Genomic DNA, 16771 nt, shown 5'->3' with positions numbered 1-16771 from the left:
AAGGAGCCGCGAACATGAATCAGCCCTTGTCCCATCATTTGCTGACCATGGCCTATCAGAACGCCTGGGCCAATCATCGACTGGCCAAGGCCTGGGGGCAGTTGAGTCCGCAGGACCTGGTGGCGCCGCGAGTCAGTTTCTTCCCCAGCCTGCGGGCGACCCTCAATCACATCCTGACCTGCGACTGGTTTTATGTGGATGCGCTGGAACGTGAGTTGCGCGGGGATGCGCCACACCCGGATTGCTACGTGTTTTTCACTGACGACGAGCCGTTCACCGCCGCTGCGGACCTCAAGCGCGAACAGGCCCAGGTGGATCGTCGGTTGATCGCTTACTGCGAACAGATGCGCGACGCGGACCTGTGCAAGATCGTGACCATCGCCCGGGACACGCCGCAACACGAGAGTCGGCTGCGCATGCTGTCGCACCTGTTCGAGCACCAGATTCATCACCGTGGGCAGATTCACGCGATGCTCAGTGGAACGTCGATCGCACCACCGCAGCTGGACGAGTTTTTCTGTGTCGGTGAGTCGGGCCTTCGGGCTGCGGACTTCGCCGAACTGGGCTGGACCGAAGCGCTGATCTGGGGCACTTCCGGTTAAAGATTGCAGGATGAGCAGCACTCGCGATAGGGTCGCTGGACCTTGCGGTGCGGTCTGCGCGCCGGGGCTTTTTATGTGTGATCGAGGATGGAAATGGAATCCGCAGAAATTCTTGTGCTTCAGGCCAGCTACACCAACCCGGTGCATGCCGAGGCTGTACGCCTTGTGTTGAATCATTACGCCGAAGATCCGATGGGTGGCGGTCATTCCTTGCCCGCCGAGGTGCTGGAGCACCTGCCGGAAGAACTGGCCAAGCGTCCCCATGCGTTCAGCGTGCTGGCTTTTGTCGGTGGAGAACCGGCCGGGCTGGTCAATTGCTTTGAAGGCTTTTCGACGTTCGCCTGTCGTCCGTTGGTCAACGTGCACGACGTCGTCGTGATGAAGGCGTTTCGTGGATTGGGCCTGAGCCAGAAGATGCTGCAGAAGGTCGAGGAAATCGCCCGTCAGCGTGGCTGCTGCAAAATCACCCTGGAAGTGCTGGAAGGTAATGCCGTGGCCCAGTCGTCCTACGCCAAATTCGGCTTCAGCGCCGGCATGTTCGATCCGGCGCACGGCCGGATGCTGTTCTGGACCAAGGCTCTGTAGCATCGCGCTCTGCTTTTTGCGGGAGCCGGCTTGCTGGCGGTGGCGATCTCCAAAACGCCGTCGCCAGCAAGCCGGCACCTACGCCTCCGAGTCTTGCCTCGCTCGGTTCATTGTTTGTAATGCTCCGTCACCTGCGCCGTCTGATCGTCCGGAACCCGGACTTGAGCGGTTTGCTGGCTCTGATTCTCCTGCTGGCTCAGCCGCAGGCTCTCGTAGTAATAGCGCATGCGTTCCGCGCCGCCTTCTGCAAATGCGCTGGCCGAAACGAACGTCATCAGGCCGGCAACGATCAAGGGTGTACGTTTCATGGTTCGCCTCCCACATCGGATATCGGGTGCCTTTCTTCCATGAAGCAATGTCGCGCGACCATTATCTGCCGATTTCGTTAATTGGGAATTAACTGCACATGGGCTTCCCCGTCCCGGTTTGGGACGGGCAAGAAAAAGGGGCCGGATACGGCCCCTGAAAGGTTTACTGCAAAACGACGTTCGCGGGGTTTGGTTTCGCCTTCGGTTTGATCAGGCTGAAGTCGATCAACGCCTTCTGCTCGCGTTCATAGGGATTGCCGATCATCAGTGGGCGTGGTTTGAAACTGTCGCTGACCAGGCTCTTGCTGCGATCGAGCTCATCGAAATTCAACCCCGCCAGATCGGCCCAGGTATGGATCAGGTGCGAGCTGCTGTACGGCCGCCCGAGGTCTTCGGCGAAGCGCCAGTCATGGCTTTCGCGCCACTTCGGCGAAGCCCAGGCCATGAACGGAATGGTGTACATCGGCGCCGTCGGCTTGGCCTCGTTGCGACCCAGTGTGCTGTGGCCGGGCGAGTCGAAAACGTCTTCACCGTGGTCGGAGAGGTACAGCAGGAAACCGTTCGGATCGGACTTGGCATAGTCCTTGATCAGGCTCGAGACCACGAAGTCGTTGTACAGCACCGCGTTGTCATAGCTGTTGTAGGTCGGCAGTTGATCGTCACGCACGCCGGCGGGCACGCCATTGCGGTCCTTGAACTTGTCGAATGTCGACGGATAGCGGTACTGGTAGCTCATGTGGGTGCCGAGCAGATGCACGACGATCAACTTGCGTGGCGCCGCATCAGCCAGGGCCTTGTTGAACGGTTCGATCACATCGCCGTCGTACTGGGCGGCGTTCTGGTTACGGTTGTTGTTCAGGTACACCTGCTCGTCGGCCTGCTCGGAGAAGGTCGTGAGCATGGTGTTGCGTTTGGTCATGGTCTGCTGGTTGGTGATCCAGAACGTTTTGTAGCCGGCCTGTTTCATCATGCTGACCAATGACGGGGTCGACAGGTACAGGTCCGGGTTTTCTTCGTCGGCGAAGGTCAGCACCTGCTGCAGCGCCTCGATGGTGTAGGGGCGTGGGGTGATGACGTTATCGAAGACCGCCAGCTGATCCTTGAGCTTGTCCAGTTCCGGCGTGGTTTCACGCGGATAGCCATAGAGGCTCATGCGCTGACGGTTGGTGGATTCACCGATCACCAGCACCAGCGTGGCCGGCTGGTTGGCCGTGGCATCCTTGAGGTTGTGCAGCGGAGGAATCTTGCTCGCACTGGCGAGCATGTCCTGCATGCCGGCGAGGGTGTCGAGGTAACGGTGATAAGCCACTGCCATCTGCCATGGCACTGCCGGTTCGATACGGGTTTCGAACTTTTCGAAACCGCCGGCGAGGCTGCCGGTGCGGGCGGTCTGTTTGATCATCGGATAGCCGACCACAGCCACCAGAATGGCCGTCGCCGCCACCAGCGCGCGACCGCGGGGCATGTATACCGGGCGCAACCGTGTCCACAGGAAATACGCAAAAAGGGTGTGGGCGAGGAACGCTACAATCATCCACCAGGCGAAATACTGGGTCATGTACTCGCCAGCTTCAGAGATGTTCGATTCGAACATGATGAAGATGACGCTCTGGGAAAATTCCTGCTGATAGATGAAGAAATAACCCAGGCTGGCCATGGAACAGGCCCATAGCACCACGCCTATCAGTGCGGCCAACACACGGGTTTGCCGGGGAAACATCAGCATCGGCGCCAGCCAGATGGCGCTCATCACAAAGGCCTGGCGGAATCCGCTGAATCCGGAAGTGCCCGTCAACTGGATCAGCAGCTGGGTGATGCCGGAAAAATACCAGAAGAACACAAACAGCCACAGAATCCCTGCCCAATCGAATCCTTTCGCAGACAAACTGCTGCTGCGTTGAAACAAAGCCATTGCGCGCTCCAGCCAGAATCACTTTTCACCGCCGGGACTAAAAAGTCGCCGACGAACGGGGGCCGCGCGGACACCGAGCGGCCATATTGGGGCCGGAGTATCAACAAGGGGGTGTGAAAGTTTTGTGAGCTGGGAACGCTGGCGAATCGAAAAGACATATCGGAAACAGCGCAGGGCTGCTTCCGAATCAGGCGAGGGTCAGGCGTGGGGAGCTCGCAACGTGACAGGCTTCGGCTGAGCCTGGATGCCTTGAGTCAGCAGGCGCAATTGCTCGACTTCCTGCTTCAGTTGGTCGCGCTCGTCTTTCAACTGGCGCAATTCATCGCGACGGATCGTGACGTAAAGGGTTTGTGCTGGCCGTGCTGCTTGTACTGTGCCCATTGCTCACCTCGCAAATGGCTGTCTCAACTGTAAATCCGCCCCGACATCGGTGCTTATTTACTATCGGCACCGATTTTGATTTCTTTTGCCCCGCAAGGGAACTTTTTTATTTTTCATGGTCGTTGTGTCTTTGGCACGATTCCAGACGTTATCAGTCTGGATCGGGCACAATGCCCGGAAACTTCACGCCAACGCTCTGGACTAACCCTCATTAGTCGCGTTGGGCTATAACCTTTGACACACATTTATTTGTAGTAGGGAGCATCAGCACATGCAACTCGGGATTATTGGACTGGGCCGCATGGGCGGCAATATTGCGCGGCGCCTGATGCTCAACGGGCACACCACCGTTGTTTACGACCGCAATACCGCCTTCGTCGACACCCTGGCTGCCGAAGGCGCCAAAGGCGTCATCGACCTGCCGGCCCTGGTCGCTGGCCTGGCCAAGCCACGAGCGGTCTGGGTCATGCTGCCGGCCGGCGCACCGACCGAAGACACCATCGACACCCTGAGCACCTTGCTCGAACCCGGCGACACCATCATCGACGGCGGCAACACCTTCTATAAGGACGACATCCGCCGGGCGAAAACCCTGTCGGAAAAAGGCCTGCACTACGTCGACGTCGGCACCTCCGGCGGCGTCTGGGGCCTGGACCGCGGTTACTGCATGATGATCGGCGGCGAAGCCGAAGTGGTGAAACGCCTTGATCCGCTGTTCGACAGCCTGGCGCCGGGCATGGGTGATATCCCGCGCACCAAGGATCGCAAGTCGGACGACGATCGTGCCGAACGCGGTTACATCCACGCCGGTCCCGCAGGCTCTGGCCATTTCGTGAAGATGATCCACAACGGCATCGAATACGGAATGATGCAGGCCTTCGCCGAGGGCTTCGACATTCTCAAGACCAAGGCCAGCACCAACCTGCCGGAAGATCAGCGTTTTGATCTCAATGTCGCCGACATCGCCGAAGTCTGGCGCCGTGGCAGCGTCGTGTCGTCCTGGCTGCTCGACCTGACGGCTGACGCCCTCGCCAGCGATCCGAAACTCGACGGTTACTCAGGCTCGGTGGCTGACAGCGGTGAAGGTCGCTGGACCATCGAAGCCGCCATGGAGCAATCGGTGCCCGTGCCGGTGCTGTCGAACTCGCTGTTCTCCCGCTACCGTTCCCGCGGGCAAGGCACCTTTGGCGACAAGATTCTCTCTGCCCAGCGCTTCGGCTTCGGCGGCCACGTGGAGACTGCGAAAAAATGACCCGCTTGATCCGCAATAAATCCAAGGCAGAACCCGCACCACCGACCACGCTGTTCCTGTTCGGTGCCCACGGAGACCTGGTCAAGCGCTTGCTGATGCCGGCGCTGTACAACCTGAGTCGCGACGGTCTGCTTGGCGATGGACTGCGGATCATTGGCGTTGACCACAACGCCATCACCGATGAGGCCTTTGCGCAGAAGCTCGAAGATTTCATTCGCGCTGAAGTGGCGAGCAAGGTCGGCAAGGGCGATCAAGCCCTTGATCCGCAACTGTGGGCCAAACTCGCCAAAGGCATCAGCTACGTCCAGGGCGATTTCCTGGACGACAGCACCTATCAGGCGCTGGCGGCGAAAATTGCCGCCAGCGGCACCGGCAACGCGGTGTTCTATCTGGCCACCGCGCCACGTTTCTTCAGCGAAGTGGTGCGTCGCCTCGGCGCCGCCGGTTTGCTGCAAGAGACACCGGAAGCCTTCAGGAGGGTGGTGATCGAAAAACCGTTCGGTTCCGATCTGCACACTGCCGAAGCCTTGAACGCGTGCTTGCTAAGGGTCATGACGGAAAACCAGATCTATCGGATCGATCACTATCTGGGCAAGGAAACCGTGCAGAACATTCTGATCAGCCGGTTCTCCAACAGCCTGTTTGAAGCTTTCTGGAACAACCATTACATCGACCACGTACAAATCACCGCCGCGGAAACCGTCGGTGTGGAAACCCGTGGCAGTTTTTACGAGCACACCGGCGCTCTGCGGGACATGGTGCCCAATCACCTGTTCCAGCTATTGGCGATGGTGGCCATGGAACCGCCGGCCGCCTTTGGCGCCGATGCGGTTCGCGGCGAGAAAGCCAAAGTGGTGGGAGCGATCCGGCCCTGGTCCACCGAAGAGGCGCGAGCCAATTCGGTACGCGGCCAATACACCGCCAGCGAAATCGACGGCAAGCCGCTGCCAGGTTATCGCCAGGAAAACAACGTAGCGCCCGACAGCACCACCGAAACCTATGTCGCGCTCAAAGTCATGATCGACAACTGGCGTTGGGTCGGCGTGCCGTTCTACCTGCGCACCGGCAAGCGCATGAGCGTGCGCGACACCGAGATCGTCATCTGTTTCAAACCGGCGCCTTATGCTCAGTTCCGTGATACCGAGGTCGATGAGCTGCAACCGACCTACCTGCGGATCCAGATTCAGCCCAATGAAGGCATGTGGTTCGATCTTCTGGCCAAGCGGCCTGGCCCGGCGCTGAAAATGGCCAATATCGAACTGGGTTTTGCCTACAAGGATTTCTTTGAGATGCAGCCGTCCACCGGCTACGAAACCTTGATCTACGATTGCCTGACCGGCGATCAGACGCTGTTCCAGCGCGCTGACAATATCGAAAACGGCTGGCGCGCCGTGCAACCTTTTCTCGACGCCTGGCAGCAGGACCCGAGCCTACAGACCTACGCGGCTGGTGAAGACGGCCCGGCGACGGCAGAAGACCTGCTGGCTCGCGACGGCCGCGTCTGGCATAGCCTCGGATGAGTGGTGAAACGCAACAACTCATTCGCTTTTTGCTCAGTGACATGGACGGCACGTTGTTGCTGCCGGACCACAGCCTAAGCCAGCGCACCATAGAAGCCGTTCGTTCGTTGCGCGACGCGGGTGTTCTGTTCAGCCTGGCCACTGGCCGGCCGCCGAAAGCCATGTTGCAGCAGATCGAAGCGCTGGGCGTGGACTTGCCGACGGCGGCCTTCAATGGCGGCACGATCGTCCATCCCGATGGCAGTTTGCTGGTCGCGCATTATTTGCCGGCCACGGCCGCACTGACCACGCTGACGCTGTTTGCCGATCTGCCGGACATTGAGGTGTGGGTATTCAGTGGCGGCGACTGGCTGGTGAAAGACCCGACCGGGCCGATGGTGCCCCGGGAACAGCATGGCCTGGGCTATCCGCCAGTGGTGGTGGAAAGTTTTGAACCGTATCTGGAACACATCGACAAGATCGTCGCGGCGAGCAATAACGCGCAGCTGTTGATTGAGCTGGAGGCGCAATTGCTGCCCATGGTCGAGGGTCAGGCGCAGGTCTCGCGATCGCAACCGGTTTATCTGGATGTGACCGCGATGCAGGCGAACAAGGGCTCAGCGCTGGCGACACTGGCCGAGTTCCTGGGTGTGCCGATCGAGCAGACGGCGGCCATGGGCGATGGCGGCAATGACCCCGCCATGTTTCACCGCGCAGGCCTGTCGATTGCCATGGGGCAGTCGGAAGAAGCGGTGAAGCGTCAGGCTGACGTGGTGACCGGGGCCAATACCGAAGACGGTGCGGCGCAGGCGATCGAGCGGTATATCCTCCCTCGCTAGCGACACAAAACCAATGTGGGAGCGAGACCGGCTTGCTCCCACATTGTTTATCGGGTGTTTATAGCCAGTAACTCACCGCGTACCACCCGAGACCACCCATCACCACCGTATAAGGCACCGCCATCCACACCATCCGCCCGTACGACAGGCGAATCAGTGGTGCAATCGCCGACGTCAGCAGAAACAGAAACGCCGCCTGACCATTGGGCGTCGCCACACTCGGCAGGTTGGTGCCGGTGTTGATCGCAATCGCCAGTGTCTCGAAATGTTCACGGCTCATTTGCCCGGAGATGAAGGCCTGTTTCACTTCGGTGATGTAGATGGTCGCGACAAACACGTTGTCGCTGATGGCCGACAGCAAGCCGTTGGCAATAAACAGCATGCCCGGTTGTTGATCTGCCGGCAGCGCCAGCACCCAACGGATCAACGGGGTGAATAACTGCTGATCGTGAATCACCGCCACCACCGCAAAAAACACCACCAGCAGCGCTGTGAACGGCATGGCGTCCTTGAACGCACTGCCGAGGCGATGCTCGTCAGTAATGCCAGTGAACGCGGTGATCAGTACGATCACCATCAAGCCGATCAGGCCCACTTCAGCCACATGAAAGGCCAGGCAGCCAATCAGAATCAGCGCCGCCAGCCCCTGAACGATCAGCGCCGCGCGTTGGCGCGAGGTGCGTTCGGCGTTGTCTTCGGCGGCATAGTTGGCCAGCACGGCGCGCACGTTGTCCGGCAGGAGTGTGCCGTAACCGAACCAGCGCAACTTCTCCAGCAGCACGCACGTCACCAGGCCTGCCACCAGCACCGGCAGCGAAACCGGCGCGACTTTCAGGAAGAACTCAGCAAAGTGCCAACCCATTTCGTGGCCGATCAGCAGGTTCTGTGGCTCGCCAACCAAGGTACAGACGCCGCCCAGCGCGGTGCCCACGGCGCCGTGCATCAGCAGGCTGCGCAGGAAGGCGCGGAACTGTTCGAGATCTGCGTGATGCAGCTTTGGAAGGTGCTGGTCATCGCCATACTCACTGTCCTGACGCGGATCATTGCCCGAGGCCACGCGGTGATACACCGAGTAGAACCCCACGGCTGCGCTGATGATCACGGCGGTCACGGTCAAGGCATCGAGAAAGGCCGAGAGAAACGCCGACAGGAAGCAGAACATCAACGCCAGCAAGGCCTTGGAGCGAACACCGAGCAGCAGGCGCGAGAACATAAACAGCAGCAGTTCTTTCATGAAGTAGATACCCGCCACCATGAACATCAGCAGCAGGATGACCGGGAAGTTGTGCACCAGTTCGTCATACAGCGCCTGGGGCGTGGTCATCTTCAACAGCAGCGCTTCGATCAGCAGCAAGCCACCGGGCATCAGCGGATAGCACTTGAGCGCCATGGCCAGGGTAAAGATGAACTCCAGCACCAGCAGCCAACCGGCGGCCACCGGACCCACGGTCCACAACACCAGGGCGTTGAGAATCAGGAACCCGAGAATGCTGGCCTTGTACCAGCGAGGTGAGTGCCCGAGAAAATTATGCGCGAACGCTTGAGCCATTGAGCCAGACATCGGCTGCTCCTTGTATTAAGAAGCGCGCAAGTTGCCGTAAGCCGAAGGGAAGATCAAGCGTCGGATAGGTCGGAGTGCCTATCCCAGATACCGTGCGACGACTGCCCGGTAGTTACCATCCAGCGAATGGCCGCCTACAACGATGTTGCCATTGGACTGCACGGCCAGCGAGGTCGCGGTATCCGGGCCGCGGCTCAAACGGGTGCGGACCCAACCGCTGCCATTGCCAAAGCGGCCATCGAGCTGTCCGCCGGGCAGGTGCCGGGCCAGAATGAAATCAGCTTCGATGCCCCCGGCTGTAGCGCCGACGGTCAGCACGCTGCCGTCCGCCAGAACCTGGGCGGCGGTCCACTGGCAGCCGTTGTGGCCAATTTCCAGTAATTGCGGTTGGCCGCCGTTGCAGTGAATGTCCGGGCGACCATTGCTATGGACTTTCAGGACCATGCACTGCATAGGGTCGCGGCTGCTGCCAACACATTGCAGGTCGCCACTGTGTTGCTGGACGATCTGGCTGACCTGAGCATGACGTCCCTGTGCCATGAAACCCATGAAACCATCCACGGCGAAACTTTCGTCGAGGCTGCCGTTGCTGTGATAACGCGCCAGCAGGCCTTCTTCAGGAAAGTTGATCGAGCCGCCGACCAGAATCCGTCCGTCAGGTTGCACCAGCAGGCTACTCAGCCAAGTGTTCATCAGCAGATGCCTGACCAGCACGAAACCGCGTCCGTTGAAGGTATCGTCCAGTGAGCCGTCGGGGTGAAGCCGTACCAGTACGCCGACATGATCGGCCAGTTCGAAATGGTGATTGGTCAGCAAAAGGATTCGCCCGTTGTCCGGCACGCACACATCACACGCTTCGGCGCCCGGCACGCCAGGCGGCAACCAGGCATCGCGCACGCCTTGGGAAAGATTGCCCGGCAGGCGCACGATACAGCGTCCGTTGTCGCCGAATGACTGGACCGGTTTACCCTGCTGATTGAAAAGCGCGAAGGCGGGCAGGGTTCGGTGCGCATTCTCATAGTGCAGGCCGGCCAACAGGATGCGCCCATCGGCCAGTAGCAGGACTTTGCCGCCCATGGCTTCAAAGCCGGGTTTGAACTGGCTGATGACACTGCCTTGTTGGCCGAAGGCCAGGTCCGCCGAGCCGTCCTCGAGCAGACGTGCCAGGCCAAAGCGGCTGCCACCCGGGGTGCCGACTTTTGCGGCTATCAGCAGCCTGCCCGCGGAATCAATCGCGACGCCATTGGCCATGCTGGAGGTGCTGCCAGCGAAATACACTTGGGTTTTGCCGGAGCCGGCAAAGGACTCATCAAGTTTCCCTGCATCGTTCAGCGCTGCGGGTAAGGCTAAAGCGCTCTGGATTGACATGCACGCGTCTCCTTGCGAGTCGTCGTGATCCAGGAATAGGCGGTGGCGACTGGGGAATCATTCAACGCCTGAATGACCGGTTCCACAACTGAGAGAACTAACAAGCGGAGGGTCGCTTTGTGCCAGAACAGTGTCTTTTCGAACCACTGAAAAGCCAGCCAATGAATTGGCCTTGGGAACTTCGAATAAACGGACGTCGAAAGTGTGTTTGGCGCAGAAGGCCAGCAAACTAACGATTGAGGGGGAGGGGCGGATTACCGGAAGTAATCCGCAAAACGCTTTAGTGCGGCATCGACCACGATTGCAGCGCGTAACCTTCCTGGCTCAGCTCTTTACGGGCTTCTTCCAGAAACTGTTCAAGTTGTGCCGGATCGGTATAGGCACTGCTTGGAATCTGTTTGCGGCCAATACGGGTATTGGTGCGGTCGATCACGGTCAGGCTGAGTTCGCCGTTGCCGTCTTGTGGGGCCCAGGCCACGCATTGAAATGGCTGGAATGCGCGGTCGGCAATCAAAAGAGCTTCGTTGATACGGAGCGGGGCGTTCATGGGATCTTCTCTCTGTATGCCCAATCAAGTGATGTGCCGTCGGTTGGGCTTACCGTTCGGCTGGTTACTTGTACTGATGCCCGCAACCGGGGGGTGGGTCACATACAATTAAAAGAAATTTCAACTTTCTTTCTTCGGCTCAAGGTGCTTGCAGGCTTTGAAAGGTAAATGAAAGGTTCGACTCGTTAGGTAACTAACAAAGTTACTTCTTATAACTGCTTCCGCGACAGTCCTATAGTCAATCGGTACAAGCAAATGTCAAATTATTGCTAATGTTACAGTCAGGTCTGCCAAATGACTGTTTTTAATAATATTTCCTACAATTTGGCGCCAAGGAACAGTCATGATCGAAGCGCCCGCTTTACGACGCCTGTTAGTGGTGGACCCGTGTGACGACTGCCATCGTCTGCTGCCGGGGTTGCGCGCTGTAGGTTGGGACGTTGATAGCTGCACACTGGAAAATGCCGCCGACCGAACCTGCGACGTTGGCCTGTTGCGTCTGCAGCCGTTCCATCTGGAACGCCCAGAGGCCGTCAAGGAGCTGATCAGCCGCAGCGGCACCGAGTGGATCGCCGTGCTCAACCAGGAAGTCCTGCGGCTGCAAAATGTCGGGGACTTTGTCTGCGAATGGTTTTTCGATTTTCACACCTTGCCGTTCGATGTGTCCCGGGTTCAGGTGACACTCGGCCGGGCGTTCGGCATGGCGCGCTTGCGTGGCCAGGGCACGGTTCACATCGATCAGCCGGAACACGAGCTGCTCGGCGACAGCAAGCCGATTCGCGAGCTGCGCAAACTGCTGAGCAAGCTGGCGCCCACTGAGTCTCCGGTGTTGATTCGCGGTGAGAGCGGAACCGGCAAGGAACTGGTCGCCCGGACCCTCCATCGACAATCCCAGCGGCACAGCAAACCCTTTGTCGCAATCAATTGCGGTGCGATTCCGGAACATCTGATCCAGTCCGAACTGTTTGGTCACGAGAAGGGGGCCTTCACCGGCGCCCATCAACGCAAGATCGGACGGATCGAAGCTGCGAACGGCGGAACCCTGTTTCTCGACGAAATCGGTGACCTGCCTCTGGAGCTTCAAGCCAACCTGCTGCGCTTCCTCCAGGAAAAACACATCGAGCGCGTGGGCGGCAGCCAGCCGATTCCTGTGGATGTACGGGTATTGGCGGCGACACACATTGACCTGGAAGCCGCCATCGAGAAGAAGCGCTTCCGCGAAGATTTGTACTACCGCCTCAATGTGCTGCAAGTGGTCACCGCGCCGCTGCGTGAGCGCCATGGCGATCTGTCGATGCTGGCCAACCACTTCTCCCATTTCTACAGCCATGAAACCGGCCGTCGTCCGCGCAGTTTCAGTGAGGACGCGCTGATTGCCATGGGCAAGCATGACTGGCCGGGCAACGTGCGTGAACTGGCCAACCGGGTGCGCCGCGGGTTGGTCCTGGCCGAGGGGCGGCAGATCGAGGCCCGCGACCTGGGGCTGATCAGCCAGCAGACCATCGCCGCACCGATGGGCACCCTCGAGGACTACAAGACACGCGCCGAACGCCAGGCATTGTGCGATGTATTGAACCGCCACAGTGACAACCTGAGTGTCGCCGCCCGGGTGCTGGGCGTGTCGCGGCCAACCTTTTACCGACTGCTGCACAAGCACCAGATCCGCTAGGGCGGGGCGAAACGAAAAGGCCCGCTGCGATGAACTCGCAGCGGGCCTTTTCCATTCAGGTGAAGCGGTTAGAAGTAGTACGGGAATTTCAGGCTGAAGGAAAAGTCTGGCGCGTCGTCGGTTATGCCGATGGCCAGGTTGGGAACGATCGTCAGGTTATCGGAGGCTGCCAGCGTCATGCCGATGTTGAAGTTGGCCGCGTTGTAATCGCTGTTGGAAATCGATTGCCAATCGCCGCCGTCCGGTTTGATCTTGCTCTTGCGGGCGAACTGATCGGTGAACGAGAACGACATACTCATCTTCTCGTTCAAGGCGAATGCAATGCCTGCGCCGACTTGCCAGGAATCGCCCAGTTTCACGTCCCCTTTCACCTTGGAGCCGACCTGAGGGCTGATGTCGCTGAAAGAATCCTCCATGTTGTAGGTGTAGGCCAGGGAGCCGAACAGCACGGCCGGGTCGAAAGTCTTGACCAGCGAGATACCCGGGGTGATCGACCAGACACCGTTGCCGGTCGGCAAGTCCTCGGGGACCGCGAGGTTATCGTTGTTCGGGTCCTCGATCAGCTTGATGCCGTAAGGATCCTTGCCGGTCGGTGCCTTGACGCGCAAGGTAGCCACCGCGTCGGGCAGGCTGGCCGACTCATCCAGAAACTTGTAAGCCACGCCCACGTTCACATCGCCGATGGTCGGGTCGCGGGTTACGGTTGCGTCCGACGTCACCGGGCCTGCACCACCCGCGCCGCCTGAGGAATACGTTGATTCGCGATAAACCACGGGGACGTTAACGTCGAACTGCCAGCGTTGCGCCACGTTGTAGCGGGCGGTCAGGTCCAGCGTCCAGTTGTCAGCCTTGATTCGGTCGAGGTTGATGTTGCCAAGGAAAATCGAGTCCAGTGCCAGAAAGCCATTGAGCGTCAGCGCACGCGTATCGAAGTGGGTGTAGGTCAGGCCGGTTTCGACACTGAATTTGCCGCCACCGAAGAAACCGCTGGCTTCGTCATACAGGTTTGAAACGCTTTGCGCAGGTTCGGAATCATCCTTGAGCGATTGGCCGTATGAACTGCCGGTGGTTCCCGGCGCACCGGCCGCCACCGCCTGGCCACCCCTGGACGGTTCGGCAGGGGATTTGGTCAGGCGCTTGGGCGCCGGTGTCGCAGGTGTTTCTTCGACCTGGCGAACGCGCTGCTCGAGTACCATCAGCGCGTTCTGTTGTGCTTCGTAACGCTGTTTCAACTCCATGAGTTCTTGTTTTAGTGCTTCAACCTGGGGATCCGGAGCTGCGTACAGCATTGTTCCCGGTGCCAGGCTACTCAAACAAACGATAGCCCTGAGCGTCAACGATCGGTGCATGGTTAGCCGTCCCTTCTGAGTGCATCTGATGAGACTGAGCGTAGATCAGAATCCGAGAGCGCGAAGACCTTTAAGTTGATCCAGGTTGCCATTCAGCGAACTGGTAGACGGCAGGTTATCGCGCAGTACAACGTTGATCGTCATCGCGTTGTTGACCTGGTTGCCACCGCCAAGCAATGTCGCGTTTTGCATAAGCCCACCTTGGGCGAGGCGCTGCGCGATGCTCCCCTGGTTGTTACTGGCCACGATATTGAGCTGCACGCCCGAGCCGGAAGATGAAATGCTCAGCGCCCCGGCACCATTGGCATGGGTCAGGGTTGAACCCGCGGCCAACACTTGCCCTTGGTTGTCCATTTGTGGCGCCTGGCCACCTTTCTGGACGTTGAGATTAACGTTGTTGTAAGCGCTGTTGTTGTCGCCGGCGGCGCGCACCACTTGAGTGACGCCCTGGGTCGTGCTCAAACCGTTACCGCCGCTGACGGTACCGGTGCCCTGGGAAACCGCCGAGCCATTACCTGTCTGGTCGATCATCGACACATAGAACTGTGGCTTGATGGTTGTTTGCTGAATTTGCATCGAGGACGTTGCCCCGATCACTTGGCCGTTGGCATTTTGCCAAGTGCTGGTCATGACAATCCCGAAACTGACGATCCGTCCAGGCATGACATAGCGGCCTCGCAGGCTCGCCAACTCCTGATCATTCAGTTCGATGGGTTTCAATATCTGTGCCTGGGTTGGCAGGCTGGCGGCCAGGCAGACTACGGCCAGCCAGATTGGAGTCTTCATTGGATGCTCCCGGAGCGTCGTGCTCCATTGTTATTAGAAGAAGTCGCTTCGGATAAATCCGAAGTCCAACAACTCTGCGTCTTGCACCGGGCTGAAGGTGTTGATGCGGTTCTTGGCGGTCAGTGGCAGGGGTGGGTCGAGCAGCGCATTGGCTTTGTCATAGCCCTGGCCAATGACGGCAAAGATGATGCCGTTCCAGCCTTTGACAAAGTCGTCGACTTTGAAACGTTTGTGACCCAGCACCGGATCTCCGATATAGACCCAGCCGTTATGGACTTTTTGCAGCACTACAAAATGTTTGTAGCCACGGATATCCAGGAGTACCACGACCGGAATTTTGATTTCGCTCAACGTTTCCGCCGCTACCCGGTAGCCACGGGCCCGCATGCCGATACTTTCCACGTAACGCTTCATGTCGAGCATGGAGAAGCCCTGGACGCGGACAATGTCTTGATCGGCGTGGGCCAGCATGCCTTCGATGATCTGATCTTCATTCACGTCCAGCCAATAGGCCTGGCGCAAGATGGTCGCCAGCGCAGCTGCGCCGCAACTGAAGTCGGTTTTCTGTTGTACCAGGTCGGCAAATTTACGCTCGCGTACGCTCTGGATCGGCTTGTAAATCACCGCGCCGCCCGGCAGGACGGAAAGCGGCAGTTGTGCAGCCTCGATCACACTGGCCACGCAAAGCAAAACTGCCAAGGCGATAATGCGCATGGTGGGACGCCCTCTGGTTGTGTTGAAAAAAGGCCCCCGTGAGGGGGCCTCCAGAGTCAGCCATCAGAACGATTGGTTGGAAATGGCCAGCGAGTTGCTTTGTTGGTTGCCCACACCGGCAGCCACGTTCACGCCGAGGTTGCCACTGCCGCCATTCACCGAACCACTCAGGGTTGCAGTGTTGGTCACAGGGTTTGCCCAGCCATTTGGGGTCAGGATTTGATAGGAGACGGTGTTGCTCAAATCCCAAGTATTGCTTTCGCTGTAGCCCTTAACTTCGTGCTTGGTAGAAGCGGACGATTGCTCGCCTGATTTGTCGTACGAAGAGTCAAACGATTTTGTAAACGAAGAATCGAACGCTTTTTCGAACGAAGAGTCGGTCGAATTGGTGTGCTCTGTATCGACAGATGCATCGAGCGAAGCGTTAAGCGATGCGTCGAAAGAAGCGCTGTGAGTGCGATCTCCATGGCCATAATTAACGGTAACGGATTTGGAACCATCCGCCGCTGCTTCCAGGGAAGCGACTATAGAAGCATGGCTGGTAGCGCTGCTATCGGTGCCTTTTGAACCGCTTGCATCGAAGTGACTGGCACCGCTGGCGTCATAACTGCTGGCACCGCTCTTGGCCCAGTTGCTGGAAGCGCTCTTATCAATGTTCAGCTCGGAGTTATGGCTGAAAGAGGCACTGCCGCTTTTGGTTGTGGTCAGCGTCACCGTAGTCAGCGCGACGTTCTGATCCGCCCTGTTGTTCACGACCAGACCAGGACCATTTTGTTCAGCAGAGGCGGTGGCTGTTGCATTGCCAAGCGGAGCATTGGAGTTGGCAATTGCCATGGTGTTTTTCTGTTGGTTGAGGTCGCCACCAGCAATGTTGATCCCCATGTTGCCGTTGCCGCCATTGCCCGACTGGCTCATCACCGCAGAGGCTGTGGTGTTGTAGTTGTCGACCTTGTTGTTGTTGCTGTACTGCTTGACGGTGGCAGTGGCAGTGGCAACGCCGAACACGAAGGAGTTATCGAGAGCGGAGGTGGCGCCGGCGTTCGCGATAGCAGCAGCGTTGTCCTGTTGGTTGCCGGCGCCCGCCGCGACGTTGACGCCGACGTTGCCGCTGGCGCCTGTGGCAGAGCCGCTCATCTCGGCGTTGTTCACAGTCCCTTGGTTAAGGATGCGGTTGCCGGTACTGCTCTGTTTGTCGTTGGCATTGGCAGTCGCGTAGACAGGGATTTTAGTTGGAGGAGGGGTGTGGTGACCGTTGTTATTATGGCCATGGTGGTCATCGTTACGACGATCGTTGCCAGCTTGTACAGCAACAGCCATGAGCGCAGCAATTGCGAAAACCAGAGGCTTGAGTGCCATCGAAGGTTTCATGGTGATTCTCCGTACTTATTTTAGGTTAAGT

16 protein-coding genes are annotated in these 16771 nt (G+C 58.7%); 6 read left to right on the top strand and 10 right to left on the bottom strand.

The window, feature by feature from the left end; translation table 11 throughout:
• Nucleotides 1-14: 14 nt before the first annotated feature.
• Nucleotides 15-602 (top strand): DinB family protein, encoded by a 588-nt coding sequence (locus ACM6IQ_RS14465; RefSeq protein ID WP_414879136.1) that lies wholly within the window; start codon nucleotides 15-17, stop codon nucleotides 600-602.
• 93 nt (nucleotides 603-695) lie between these two features.
• Nucleotides 696-1187, top strand: coding sequence for a GNAT family N-acetyltransferase (locus ACM6IQ_RS14460; protein WP_017338673.1), 492 nt, complete (start codon nucleotides 696-698; stop codon nucleotides 1185-1187).
• Between the two features lie 107 nt (nucleotides 1188-1294).
• On the opposite strand, the gene ACM6IQ_RS14455 is transcribed toward ACM6IQ_RS14460, so the two are convergent.
• The 3 genes from ACM6IQ_RS14455 to ACM6IQ_RS14445 form a co-directional block, all read right to left on the bottom strand.
• Nucleotides 1295-1495, bottom strand: coding sequence for a hypothetical protein (locus ACM6IQ_RS14455; RefSeq protein ID WP_017338674.1), 201 nt, complete (start codon nucleotides 1493-1495; stop codon nucleotides 1295-1297).
• A gap of 163 nt (nucleotides 1496-1658) precedes the next feature.
• Entirely contained in the window at nucleotides 1659-3407 is a 1749-nt protein-coding gene (locus ACM6IQ_RS14450; RefSeq protein ID WP_017338675.1) for a phosphoethanolamine transferase CptA, read from the bottom strand.
• Nucleotides 3408-3605: 198 nt separating this feature from the next.
• Complete coding sequence (locus ACM6IQ_RS14445) at nucleotides 3606-3788, bottom strand: DUF6026 family protein (protein ID WP_017338676.1); 183 nt, start codon at nucleotides 3786-3788, stop codon at nucleotides 3606-3608.
• Between the two features lie 271 nt (nucleotides 3789-4059).
• Between ACM6IQ_RS14445 and gnd the strand changes: the two genes are divergently transcribed.
• From gnd to ACM6IQ_RS14430, 3 genes are read left to right on the top strand one after another with little or no spacing between them, the layout of a single operon-like run.
• A complete protein-coding gene (gene gnd, locus ACM6IQ_RS14440) occupies nucleotides 4060-5040 on the top strand; it encodes a phosphogluconate dehydrogenase (NAD(+)-dependent, decarboxylating) (protein WP_017338677.1) in 981 nt (326 codons plus the stop codon).
• On the top strand, nucleotides 5037-6560 hold the full coding sequence (gene zwf, locus ACM6IQ_RS14435; RefSeq protein ID WP_414879135.1) for a glucose-6-phosphate dehydrogenase: 1524 nt from the start codon (nucleotides 5037-5039) through the stop codon (nucleotides 6558-6560). The genes gnd and zwf overlap by 4 nt, the downstream gene beginning before the upstream one ends.
• The gene (locus ACM6IQ_RS14430) at nucleotides 6557-7378 is read left to right on the top strand and encodes a Cof-type HAD-IIB family hydrolase (RefSeq protein WP_017338679.1); all 822 of its coding nucleotides are present in this window, start codon (nucleotides 6557-6559) and stop codon (nucleotides 7376-7378) included. The genes zwf and ACM6IQ_RS14430 overlap by 4 nt, the downstream gene beginning before the upstream one ends.
• Nucleotides 7379-7436: 58 nt before the next feature.
• Here ACM6IQ_RS14430 and nhaB read toward each other — a convergent pair whose 3' ends face one another.
• The 3 genes from nhaB to ACM6IQ_RS14415 all read right to left on the bottom strand — a co-directional run bounded on the left by nhaB (nucleotide 7437) and on the right by ACM6IQ_RS14415 (nucleotide 10854).
• Nucleotides 7437-8939 (bottom strand): sodium/proton antiporter NhaB, encoded by a 1503-nt coding sequence (gene nhaB / locus ACM6IQ_RS14425; RefSeq protein ID WP_414879134.1) that lies wholly within the window; start codon nucleotides 8937-8939, stop codon nucleotides 7437-7439.
• A 78-nt stretch (nucleotides 8940-9017) separates the two neighbouring features.
• Nucleotides 9018-10307, bottom strand: coding sequence for a hypothetical protein (locus tag ACM6IQ_RS14420; protein WP_414879133.1), 1290 nt, complete (start codon nucleotides 10305-10307; stop codon nucleotides 9018-9020).
• A gap of 280 nt (nucleotides 10308-10587) precedes the next feature.
• The gene (locus ACM6IQ_RS14415; protein WP_017338682.1) at nucleotides 10588-10854 is read right to left on the bottom strand and encodes a hypothetical protein; all 267 of its coding nucleotides are present in this window, start codon (nucleotides 10852-10854) and stop codon (nucleotides 10588-10590) included.
• Nucleotides 10855-11197: 343 nt separating this feature from the next.
• Between ACM6IQ_RS14415 and ACM6IQ_RS14410 the strand changes: the two genes are divergently transcribed.
• The gene (locus ACM6IQ_RS14410; protein ID WP_017338683.1) at nucleotides 11198-12523 is read left to right on the top strand and encodes a sigma-54 dependent transcriptional regulator; all 1326 of its coding nucleotides are present in this window, start codon (nucleotides 11198-11200) and stop codon (nucleotides 12521-12523) included.
• 68 nt (nucleotides 12524-12591) lie between these two features.
• On the opposite strand, the gene ACM6IQ_RS14405 is transcribed toward ACM6IQ_RS14410, so the two are convergent.
• The 4 genes from ACM6IQ_RS14405 to ACM6IQ_RS14390 all read right to left on the bottom strand — a co-directional run bounded on the left by ACM6IQ_RS14405 (nucleotide 12592) and on the right by ACM6IQ_RS14390 (nucleotide 16740).
• The gene (locus ACM6IQ_RS14405) at nucleotides 12592-13872 is read right to left on the bottom strand and encodes a hypothetical protein (protein WP_414879132.1); all 1281 of its coding nucleotides are present in this window, start codon (nucleotides 13870-13872) and stop codon (nucleotides 12592-12594) included.
• Nucleotides 13873-13917: 45 nt separating this feature from the next.
• The gene (locus ACM6IQ_RS14400) at nucleotides 13918-14658 is read right to left on the bottom strand and encodes a hypothetical protein (protein WP_414879131.1); all 741 of its coding nucleotides are present in this window, start codon (nucleotides 14656-14658) and stop codon (nucleotides 13918-13920) included.
• 33 nt (nucleotides 14659-14691) lie between these two features.
• The gene (locus ACM6IQ_RS14395; protein ID WP_414879130.1) at nucleotides 14692-15372 is read right to left on the bottom strand and encodes a C39 family peptidase; all 681 of its coding nucleotides are present in this window, start codon (nucleotides 15370-15372) and stop codon (nucleotides 14692-14694) included.
• Between the two features lie 63 nt (nucleotides 15373-15435).
• The gene (locus tag ACM6IQ_RS14390) at nucleotides 15436-16740 is read right to left on the bottom strand and encodes a heme utilization protein (protein WP_414879129.1); all 1305 of its coding nucleotides are present in this window, start codon (nucleotides 16738-16740) and stop codon (nucleotides 15436-15438) included.
• Nucleotides 16741-16771 lie beyond the last annotated feature (31 nt).

The organism is Pseudomonas sp. IT-P100 (assembly GCF_949767185.1).
GTDB lineage: Bacteria > Pseudomonadota > Gammaproteobacteria > Pseudomonadales > Pseudomonadaceae > Aquipseudomonas > Aquipseudomonas fluorescens_B.
This window is presented reverse-complemented; position numbering and strand designations above follow the sequence as displayed.